Annotated in this window: 8 protein-coding genes; 5 read left to right on the top strand and 3 right to left on the bottom strand. The window is 67.4% G+C overall.

What is annotated here, in order from left to right:
• Positions 1–188 precede the first annotated feature (188 nt).
• Together carA and dapB are read right to left on the bottom strand one after the other, a co-directional pair.
• A complete protein-coding gene (gene carA / locus Q0602_RS02595) occupies positions 189–1,346 on the bottom strand; it encodes a glutamine-hydrolyzing carbamoyl-phosphate synthase small subunit (RefSeq protein WP_298838497.1) in 1,158 nt (385 codons plus the stop codon).
• Between the two features lie 323 nt (positions 1,347–1,669).
• A complete protein-coding gene (gene dapB / locus Q0602_RS02590) occupies positions 1,670–2,491 on the bottom strand; it encodes a 4-hydroxy-tetrahydrodipicolinate reductase (protein ID WP_298838494.1) in 822 nt (273 codons plus the stop codon).
• A 192-nt stretch (positions 2,492–2,683) separates the two neighbouring features.
• Here dapB and Q0602_RS02585 point away from each other — a divergent pair, with 192 nt between their 5' ends.
• Genes Q0602_RS02585 through Q0602_RS02575 form a run of 3 tightly spaced genes read left to right on the top strand, consistent with a single transcriptional unit; the run spans position 2,684 to position 5,677 of the window.
• Positions 2,684–3,841 (top strand): ABC transporter substrate-binding protein, encoded by a 1,158-nt coding sequence (locus tag Q0602_RS02585; RefSeq protein WP_298838488.1) that lies wholly within the window; start codon positions 2,684–2,686, stop codon positions 3,839–3,841.
• Complete coding sequence (locus tag Q0602_RS02580; protein WP_298838486.1) at positions 3,831–4,934, top strand: iron ABC transporter permease; 1,104 nt, start codon at positions 3,831–3,833, stop codon at positions 4,932–4,934. Before Q0602_RS02585 ends, Q0602_RS02580 begins: the two co-directional genes overlap by 11 nt.
• Complete coding sequence (locus Q0602_RS02575) at positions 4,928–5,677, top strand: ABC transporter ATP-binding protein (RefSeq protein WP_295035942.1); 750 nt, start codon at positions 4,928–4,930, stop codon at positions 5,675–5,677. Before Q0602_RS02580 ends, Q0602_RS02575 begins: the two co-directional genes overlap by 7 nt.
• A gap of 61 nt (positions 5,678–5,738) precedes the next feature.
• On the opposite strand, the gene Q0602_RS02570 is transcribed toward Q0602_RS02575, so the two are convergent.
• Complete coding sequence (locus tag Q0602_RS02570) at positions 5,739–6,653, bottom strand: DMT family transporter (protein ID WP_298838482.1); 915 nt, start codon at positions 6,651–6,653, stop codon at positions 5,739–5,741.
• A gap of 150 nt (positions 6,654–6,803) precedes the next feature.
• On the opposite strand from Q0602_RS02570, the gene Q0602_RS02565 reads away from it, so the two are divergent.
• Both Q0602_RS02565 and Q0602_RS02560 read left to right on the top strand, forming a co-directional pair.
• The gene (locus tag Q0602_RS02565) at positions 6,804–7,817 is read left to right on the top strand and encodes an esterase-like activity of phytase family protein (RefSeq protein ID WP_298838479.1); all 1,014 of its coding nucleotides are present in this window, start codon (positions 6,804–6,806) and stop codon (positions 7,815–7,817) included.
• 297 nt (positions 7,818–8,114) lie between these two features.
• On the top strand, positions 8,115–9,572 hold a 1,458-nt coding region (locus tag Q0602_RS02560), incomplete at its 3' end, for an OFA family MFS transporter (RefSeq protein ID WP_298838476.1).

Here is a 9,572-nt window from a genome sequence, read left to right as displayed (position 1 = left end):
CCGGAGTAGTCGAATTCGCACGCCTGCCCGATGACGATGGGGCCGGCGCCGATGATCAGAATGCTGTCGAGATCCGTACGTTTTGGCATGCGCTAACACTCGTCGAAAATGGTGGTGTCGGCGGCTGGCGCCGACCCAGGAAGACTGAATTCCAAACGGCCGAGGCCGTGCTGCGTTTTGCTGACGGCCTACACCGCGTCTCGCTGACGGGCCTGCATCATCGTCACGAAGCGATCGAACAGCGGCGAGACGTCCTGCGGCCCGGGGCTCGCCTCGGGATGACCCTGGAAACTGAACGCCGGGCGATCGGTCAGCTCGATGCCCTGCAGGGTGCCGTCGAACAGCGAACGATGAATCGCGCGCACGTTGCCGGGCAGGCTCGACTCGTCCACCGCGAAGCCGTGGTTCTGGCTGGTGATCATGACATGACCGCTGTCGAGATCCTGGACCGGATGGTTGGCGCCGTGGTGGCCATGGTTCATCTTCACCGTCCTGGCACCGGCGGCCAGTGCCAGCAACTGGTGTCCCAGGCAGATACCGAAGACCGGGATATCCGTCTCGAGCACCTCCCGGATCGCGCTGATGGCGTAGTCGCAGGGCTCGGGGTCACCCGGCCCGTTGGCCAGGAACACACCGTCCGGGTTCATCGCCAGCACTTCGCTGGCCGGCGTCTGCGCCGGCACCACGGTCAGGCGGCAGCCGCGGGACGCGAGCATGCGCAGGATGTTGTGCTTGATCCCGTAGTCGTAGGCCACCACATGATATGCCCGCTCGCCCTGGGTCGTGTCGGCATAGCCCTGGCCCAGCGTCCACTCGCCCTCGGTCCACTCGTAGATGGATTCACAGGAGACTTCCCTGGCCAGGTCCATTCCCTTGAGGCCAGGAAAGGCCTGGGCTTCCGCCAGCGCCCGCGCGACCGCATCGTCACCCTCGGCTTCGGTGCCGGCCAGAATGGCGCCGTTCAGCGATCCCTTGCTGCGCAGGATGCGCGTCAAGCGACGCGTGTCGATGTCGGCGATGCCGATGACGTTCTGCGATGCCAGATACTCGGAGAGCGACGCCGTGCTGCGAAAGTTGCTGGCGATCAGCGGCAGGTCGCGAATCACCAGACCCGCGGCGCGGATGTGGTGCGATTCGACGTCTTCGGAGTTGATGCCGGTATTGCCGACGTGGGGGTAGGTCAGGATCACGATCTGGCGGGTATAGGAGGGGTCGGTGAGAATTTCCTGATAACCGGTCATGGCGGTATTGAAGACCACCTCCCCGCTGGTCTGCCCATCGGCTCCGATCGCGACGCCGTGAAATACACTGCCGTCTTCGAGAGCCAGTATCGCGGGTCTGTTCAAGGCAACATCCTCCTTAACTGGTCATCAACAAATTGCGTCGAGGTGTAGCATCACGCCCCTTCGTGCACTGACCGGAGCCGCCGCAAGGTCGTAAAAAAGCGGGACGAAATCCGGAAAACCGGTTTCATCCCGCTTATTGTCCTGTTGCTGCATCATCTGCGGCGAATCTCTACTGCCTGCGGCACTGGCCCGGCCAAATTGGCGAAATGATACCGGAAACCGACGATCGGCTCCAGTGCCGATCGCGATTCGACCCGATCGGCGTCATCTGTCACCGGATCACGCCGACCGGGGCCATACCGACTCGGGCAGCTCGCCTGGCGCTAGTCTTTCAATCCCAGCACGTCCTGCATGTCGTAGCGCCCGGCATCCCGCGCGGCGAGCCAGCGCGCCGCACGCACCGCGCCCTTGGCGAAGGTCATGCGGCTGGAGGCCTTGTGGGTGATCTCGATGCGCTCACCCTCGGTGGCAAACAGTACCGTGTGCTCGCCGACGATATCGCCCGCCCGTACGGTGGCGAAGCCGATCTCCTTGTCGCTGCGTGGCCCGCACTGGCCGACCCTCTCGAACACGCCGTACTCCTTGAGCGGACGCGCCAGGGCATCGGCCATCACCTCGCCCATCTTCAGCGCGGTGCCCGAGGGCGCATCGACCTTGTGGCGGTGGTGCGCCTCGATCACCTCGATGTCGTAGCCCTCGTCGCCCAGCGCGCGGGCGGCGGTGGCGAGCAGATTGAGGGTCAGGTTGACGCCGACGCTCATGTTGGGCGCGAAGACCATCGCCACACGCTCGCGATAACCGTCGAGTTCGGCCAACTGGGCCTCGTCGAGGCCGGTGGTGCCGATCACGATCGCCTTGCCGTGGTCGGCACAGAAGGCGAGATTGGCCAGAGTGGTGGCGGGGCTGGTGAAATCGATCAATACATCGAAGTCGTCGGCGATGGCGGCCAGGTCGTCAGTGGCGGCCACGCCCAAGCGCCCGATGCCGGCGAGTTCGCCCAGGTCGGCGCCGACCAGCGAGCTGCCGGCGGAAACGCTGCCGCCGGCCAGGCTGGCCCCGTCATCCTGCTGCACGGCACTGATCAGGGTGCGGCCCATGCGGCCGGCGGCGCCGACAATGGCGATACGGGGGGCGTGAGAAGGCATGCGGTCTCCAGCGATAGGTAAGCGTCGCGGCAGTATAACAACTGCCGCCGGGGCCCGCGCCACGCCTGTCGGTAGCCCCCGCAAGCCTAAGCACGGCTCTGGACGCCCCGCCACCCCTGCTACATACTAGCGCCCCATCGCAAATAAGAATCATGCGTAACTAATCCATTCGACCCTCTGCCGGATCTCACCGTGACTCAGCCACGTCCACTCTTCGCCGGATACGCCGCGAGGCTCGTCCGTCTCGCCGTCATCACCTTAGCCCTCGGCAGCGCCACCAGCGCCTGGGCCGACCCGATCACGGTGACCGATATCGCCGGCCGTCAGGTGAGCGTCGAGGCGCCAGTGCAGCGCGTCATCCTCGGTGAGGGGCGTCAGATCTATCTGCTCGCCGCGCTCGAGCCCGACAACCCGTTCGCCCACGTGGTGGGCTGGCGCCACGACCTCGCCGAGGCCGACCCGGACAACTACGCCGCCTACGCCGCCAAGTTTCCCGAGATGAAGCAGATCCCCACCTTCGGCGGCTTCAAGGATGGCACCTTCGACGTCGAGCAGGCCGCCAGCCTGCACCCCGACGTGGTGCTGATGAACCTCGAGGCCAAGGCCGCCACCGAGGACGCCGGCTACGACACCAAGCTGGCCGCGCTGGGCATCCCGATCGTCTACGTCGATTTCCGCGAGAAGCCGCTCGAGCACACCATCCCCTCGATGCGCCTGATGGGGCGCCTGCTCGGCGACACCCAGCGCGCCGATGCCTTCATCGACTTCGCCGAGGCGCAGCTGGCCCGGGTCACCGACAAGATCGCCGCCGCCGACCCGGCGCAGCCCAAGGTGTTCATCGATCGCGCCGGTGGCTACTCGGACGACTGCTGCATGAGCTTCGGCCCCGGCAACTTCGGCGAGTACGTCGAGCTCGCCGGCGGACACAACATCGCCGACGGCATCATCCCCGCCACCTTCGGCACCCTCAACCCGGAGCAGATCATCGCCGCCAACCCCGATCAGGTGGTGGTCACCGGCGGCAACTGGGGCGCCTACGTTCCCGGCGGCAACTGGGTCGGCGTGGGGCCGGGGGCGGACATGCAGAAGGCCCGGGCCAAGCTCGAGCAACTGACCCACCGCACCGCCATGACCGGCATCGAGGCGGTGAAGAGCGGTCAGGTCCACGCCATCTGGCACCAGTTCTACAACAGCCCCTACTACTTCGTGGCGGTGCAGCAGCTGGCCAAGTGGTTCCACCCGGAGCTGTTCGCCGATCTCGACCCCGAGGCCACCCTGCGCGAGCTGCATCAGCGCTTCCTGCCGGTGGACTACGCCCCCGGCTACTGGGTATCCCTGCATGACGACTGAGAGTTCCCGCGTGGCCGCCGCGCCGCCGCGCCCGGCCGCCTTCACCCCGGCCGCGGCCGATGATGCCAATCTCTATCGCCGGCTGGTGCTGCGGCGCCAGCTGATCCTGGCCGCGCTGGCCCTGGCGCTGTTCGCCAGCCTGTGCGTCGACCTTGCCCTGGGGCCGGCGCGTTTCGGCCTGGACCAGGTGATCGCGGCGCTGTTCACTCCGGGCTCGGTCGAGGATTCGCTGCGGGTGATCCTGTGGCAGATCCGCATGCCGGTGGCGCTGATGGCGCTGGTGGTGGGCGCCAGCCTGTCGATCGCCGGGGCCCAGATGCAGACCATCCTCAGCAATCCGCTGGCCAGCCCCTTCACCCTCGGTATCTCCGCCGGCGCCAGCTTCGGCGCCGCGCTGGCGCTGGCCTTCGGGGTGACCCTGGTGCCGGCGCTGGTCGACTACGCGATTCCGCTCAACGCCTTCATCATGGCGATGCTGACCGCGCTGGCGATCCACTTCCTGAGCATGCGCCGCGGGGTGACGATCGAGACCATCGTGCTGCTGGGCATCGCCATGGTGTTCATCTTCAACTCGCTGATGGCGCTGATCCAGTTCTTCGCCAGCCAGCAGGCGGTCTCCGCGGTGGTGTTCTGGACCATGGGCAGCCTGACCAAGGCGACCTGGCCCAAGCTCGGCATCGCCTTCGCCGTACTCGCGGTGGTGGTACCGCTGCTGGCCCGCCACGGCTGGGCACTGACCGCCATGCGCCTGGGCGACGCCAAGGCCGAGAGCCTGGGCGTCAAGCCGCGGGCGCTGCGCCTGGAGGTGCTGATCATGGTCTCGCTGCTGGCGGCAATCGCCGTCTCCTTCGTCGGCACCATCGGCTTCGTCGGACTGGTCGGGCCGCACATCGCGCGCCTGCTGCTGGGCGAGGATCAGCGCTTCTTCCTGCCCGGTTCGGCGCTGTGCGGGGCACTGATGCTCTCGGTGGGCTCGGTGCTGTCGAAGGTGATCATCCCCGGCACCATCATTCCGATCGGCATCATCACCTCGCTGGTGGGGATTCCGTTTTTCCTGTTCTTGATCCTCAACCACAAGAAGAACGCATGGTAACGCTGACGCTCGACCGTCTCTCGGCGCGCTACGGCCGCCGCCAGATCCTCGCCGATATCTCCACGCCGCCGCTGCACGGCGGCCAGGTGGTGGCGCTGCTCGGCCCCAACGCGGCGGGCAAGTCGACCCTGTTCCGGCGCATTCTGGGGCTGCTCGAGGGGGATGGCGAGGTGCGCATCACCGGCACCAGCAGCGAGCGCCCGATCGCCTACATGCCCCAGGACAACGGCGCCACCGCGGTGCTGACGGTCTACGAGGCAGTGCTGCTGGCGCGCATGCAGGGGCGCCGTCTCAAGGTGGCGGATGCCGACCTCGACGAGGTCGACAAGGCGCTGGCGGCGCTCGGCATCGATACCCTGGCCGGGCGCGACATCGGCAATCTGAGCGGCGGCCAGCGGCAGCTGGTGGGCGCGGCCCAGGCGCTGGTGCAGTCCCCCGACATCCTGCTGCTGGACGAGCCCACCTCGGCGCTCGATCTCCACCGCCAGATCAGCCTGCTCGGCATCCTGCGCCGGCTGGCGCAGGAGCGGAACATGCTGATCATCGCCGCGCTCCACGATCTCGGCCACGCCCTGCGCTTCGCCGACCAGGCGCTGGTGATCGAGAGCGGGCGGCTGGTCGACTGCGGCCCCTGCGAACAGGTGGTGACACCGCAGATGCTGCGCCGCACCTTCCAGGTCGAGGCGCGCATCGAGCCCTGCTCCCAGGGAAGACCGCAGTTGATCGTCGAAGCCGCCATCTAGGTTTTGTACGAAAACTGCCTATACTCGGCGACTTTTCGTACAGAACCTGGTCACTCGCGCCCTAGTCACTGGTGCCGAGCCGCCGCCGCGCCCACCTCAGCCGCCGCCCCTCCAGCGCCGCCAGCATGGCGCCTCCCAGTACCAGCGGCAGGGCCAGCACGAAGCCGCTGGAGAGCGGCTGCCCGAACAGCCACAAATCCGCCAGCACCGGCCAGATCAGCGCCACGTACTCGAACGGCGCCAGCCGGGAGACCTCGGCCATGCGCAGCGCCAGCGTCATGCAGATATGCGCCGCGCCGCCGAACAGCCCCGCCAGCACCAGCAGCAACAACGTCGGCCACGCCACCGTGACCCAGCCCAGGGCGGCGGTCGCCAGCCCCGCCAGCGTGGTCACCAGCACGAAGTAGAACGCGATCGAGGCAGGCGTCTCGGTGCGCGAGATGCGCCGCACCGTGAGCAGCGCCCCGGCCGTGAGCAAGGCAGCGGCGATGCCCAGGGCGTAACCGGTGAGCCGCGCGGCCGTCGGGCCGCCGCGCAGCTCGGGCAGAATCAGTACGCCCACCCCGACGAGTACCAGCGTCAGCGCCGCCAGGCGATGCCGGGTGAGGCGCTCGCCCAGCAGCAGGATCCCGCCCAGCGCCAGGGCCACCGGCGCCAGCTGGGCCAGCAGGGTCGCCTCCGCCACAGGCAGCCGCGCCACCGCCGCGAAGGAGGCGAACATCGCCGCCGCCCCCAGGCCCGAGCGCAGCAGATGACCGAGCGGCCGTCGGGTGGCCAGGGCGCGCGGGAATTCGCGCCGCCACAGCATGAAGACGACGATCGGCAGCAGCGCGAAGGCTGAGCGAAAGAATACGGTCTGCCCCAGCGGCACCTCGTCGCTGACCGCCTTGACGCAGACCAGCATGCCGGCGAACAGCAGCCCCGATAGCAGCCGCAGCAGAATGCCGGCCAGCGGCCGGTCCGGGGTGTCATGCATGGAAAGGCGTCTCCTCGAGGGCGGGATGATTCGGCTTCAGCGAGCGGGCGCCATTATACCCGGGCGTACCTCGGCTCGCCCGGGATGGACAACGGTCCGTATTGCCATACGCTAAGCAGAGACGAAGCCATCGCCGCCACCGGAGCCGTCATGCCCGCGCGTTCCCGCTCTACACCCTATTCTCTCGCCTCCGCCGCCCTGCTGGCACTCGCCGCGCTGGGGCTGGCCGGCTGCAGCGCCACCCCGCACCGCACCGCCCTGGCCCCCGACGCGCTGCTCGCGAGCACACCGAATATCGAATGGTGCGGCACCCTGGCGCTGCCGTCGGAGTGGCAGGACGGCACCCCGGTGGGCGGGCTTTCCGACCTCGGCTGGGACAAGGACGAATCGCTGCTGTTCCTGATCTCGGATCGCGGCTGGCTGCACCGGGCGCGGCTGGCGTTCAGCGGCAGCGGCGAGTTGCGCGGCTACGAACCGCTGGATACCTATCCGTTGCGCGGCGAGGACGGCGCTATCCTGGCGAGTGCCAGCAGCGATGCCGAGGCGCTGGCGCTGGAGAACGCGGACGACGGCGTGCGCGGCAATACCCAACTGGTGATCGGCTTCGAAGGAACGGCGGGGAGCGACGCCCGCTGGCAGCGCTTTCTGCCGTCGGGCATTGCCAGCGGGCCGGCACAGCGTCCGGCCGGCCTCTCGGACATCAGGCCCAACGGCGGCCTGGAGGCGCTGACCGATACCCCCGATCACGGTCTGATCGGGGGTGTCGAGAACCCGCCAGATGGCTGGCCGGAGAAGATGACACGGCTGTTCACCCTGGACGGCTCCCGGGAGTGGCGTTATCCGCTGGCGGCCAACGCCAACAGTGCGCTGACCGCCCTCGAAACGCTGGATGACGACCTGCTGGCGCTGGAGCGCGCCTACACGCCGCCAGCCTCGCTGGTGATTCGGCTGAGGCGGGCGCATCTCGCCGACGACGGCAGCGTCACGGTCACCGAACTGGCCCGGCTATCCAACGGCGATGGCTGGTCGCTGGACAACTTCGAAGGCCTGACCCGCCTCGGCGGCCAGCGCTACCTGATGGTGAGCGACGACAACTTCAGCCTGATGCAGCGCACCCTGCTGACCTGTTTTGCGGTTACCGAAAGCGGCACGGCGACGCCGTAGAGCCGACGCACACGGTCGTTCCCCGGCGGGTGCCGTCTCCCGCCGCCGCCCCCCCCCTCCTTCGTTCCCTCGGCCTTCACCTATGCACGACCAAGCATAATGATTTCCGCTAGTTGCCATTTCCGTTCACGGATTCGATCCTGCCGTCTCTTGCTGGTGGACATGGCAACAATAAGAAGAAATGTTCATACATTCTTCGCTCAAGCCCAAGGGCGCTTCTGCCGATGTAGAGCACGCGGTGTCTTCCCGGTAGTGCCGGCAGCGCCATCGACACGATAATCAAGAAGAGGGTTCAGGATGAGTGGGATCAATCAGGCCGTGCTGGATACCGGCGGCAACACCTCGGCGGGATTCTTCTCCCGCGAGAGAACGGTAGCGGGACCCAACTTCAATCGCTGGCTGGTGCCCACGGCAGCGCTGGCGATCCATCTCTGTATCGGCATGGCCTACGGCTTTTCCGTGTTCTGGCTTCCCATGAGCCAGGAGATCGTCGACGCGCCGGCAAGCTGCGCGAATATCGGGCTGTTCCAGGCGCTGACCACGACGAGCTGCAACTGGAGCGTTCCCCAGGTCACCTACGTCTTCGGCATCTTCATCGCGATGCTCGGTGTCTCGGCAGCCATCTGGGGTGCCTGGCTCGAGCATGCCGGACCGAGAAAGGCCGGCTGCATCGCCGCGGCTTGCTGGGGTGGCGGCCTGATCGTCGGCGGCATCGGGGTCATGCAGCATCAACTGTGGCTGGTCTATCTCGGCTGCGGCGTGCTGGGCGGTATCGGCCAGGGTCTGGGCTACATCACTCCGGTATCGACCCTGATCAAGTGGTTCCCGGACCGCCGTGGCATGGCCACCGGCTTTGCCATCATGGGCTACGGCGGCGGCGCCATGGTCGGCGCGCCGCTGGCGGTTCTGCTGATGAACCACTACTCCACCGGCGGCGGCACCGGTGTCGCCATGACGCTGATCACCATGGGCGTCATCTATGCCATCGTCATGGCCTGCGGTGCCATCGGCTTCCGCGTACCGCCCAACGGCTGGAAGCCGGCAGGCTGGACGGCGCCGAAGAATGCCAAGGCCAACACCATGATCACCCAGGGCCACGTGCACCTGAACACGGCGTGGAAGACCCGACAGTTCTGGCTGATCTGGGGCGTGCTGTTCCTCAACGTGACCGCCGGCATTGCGGTGATCTCCATGGCCAGCCCCATGCTGCAGGACGTCTTCGGCGGCGCCCTGGTCGGTCTCGCCGACCGCTCCGCCGCGCTGAGCGAGGCACAGCAGGCGGCGGTAGTCGCCGCGGCTGCCGGCCTGGTCGGCCTGATCAGCCTGTTCAACAGCGTCGGACGCCTGTTCTGGGCCTCGCTGTCGGACAAGATCGGCCGCAAGAACACCTACTACTGCTTCTTCGCCATCGGCATCGTGATGTACTGCCTGCTGCCGATGTGGGGCCACCTGGGCATGGCCGGGCTGTTCGTGATCTCGATCTGCGTCATCCTCAGCATGTACGGCGGCGGCTTCGCCACGGTGCCCGCCTATCTCGCCGATATCTTCGGCACCCAGATGGTCGGCGCCATCCACGGCCGCCTGCTCACCGCCTGGACCGCTGCCGGCCTGGTCGGCCCGCTGATCATCGCCGCCCTGCGCCAGGCCCAGCTCGACGCCGGCGTCGAACCCAGCCTGGTCTACGACCGCACGCTCTACATCATGGCCGGCCTGCTGTTCCTGGGCCTGATTTGCAACGCCCTGGTCAAGCCGGTC

It is taken from the genome of uncultured Salinicola sp., assembly GCF_937921195.1.
Lineage (GTDB): Bacteria > Pseudomonadota > Gammaproteobacteria > Pseudomonadales > Halomonadaceae > Salinicola.
The sequence above is the reverse complement of the archived record's forward strand: the minus strand, read 5'-3'. Positions and strand labels throughout refer to the sequence as shown.

Excerpts from the sequence above, each read along its gene's own strand:
- dapB (WP_298838494.1), bottom strand. The coding sequence starts at position 2,491 with ATGCCTTCTCACGCCCCCCGTATCGCCATTGTCGGCGCCGCCGGCCGC.
- Q0602_RS02580 (WP_298838486.1), top strand. The coding sequence starts at position 3,831 with ATGACGACTGAGAGTTCCCGCGTGGCCGCCGCGCCGCCGCGCCCGGCC.
- Q0602_RS02575 (WP_295035942.1), top strand. The coding sequence starts at position 4,928 with ATGGTAACGCTGACGCTCGACCGTCTCTCGGCGCGCTACGGCCGCCGC.
- Q0602_RS02570 (WP_298838482.1), bottom strand. The coding sequence starts at position 6,653 with ATGCATGACACCCCGGACCGGCCGCTGGCCGGCATTCTGCTGCGGCTG.
- Q0602_RS02565 (WP_298838479.1), top strand. The coding sequence starts at position 6,804 with ATGCCCGCGCGTTCCCGCTCTACACCCTATTCTCTCGCCTCCGCCGCC.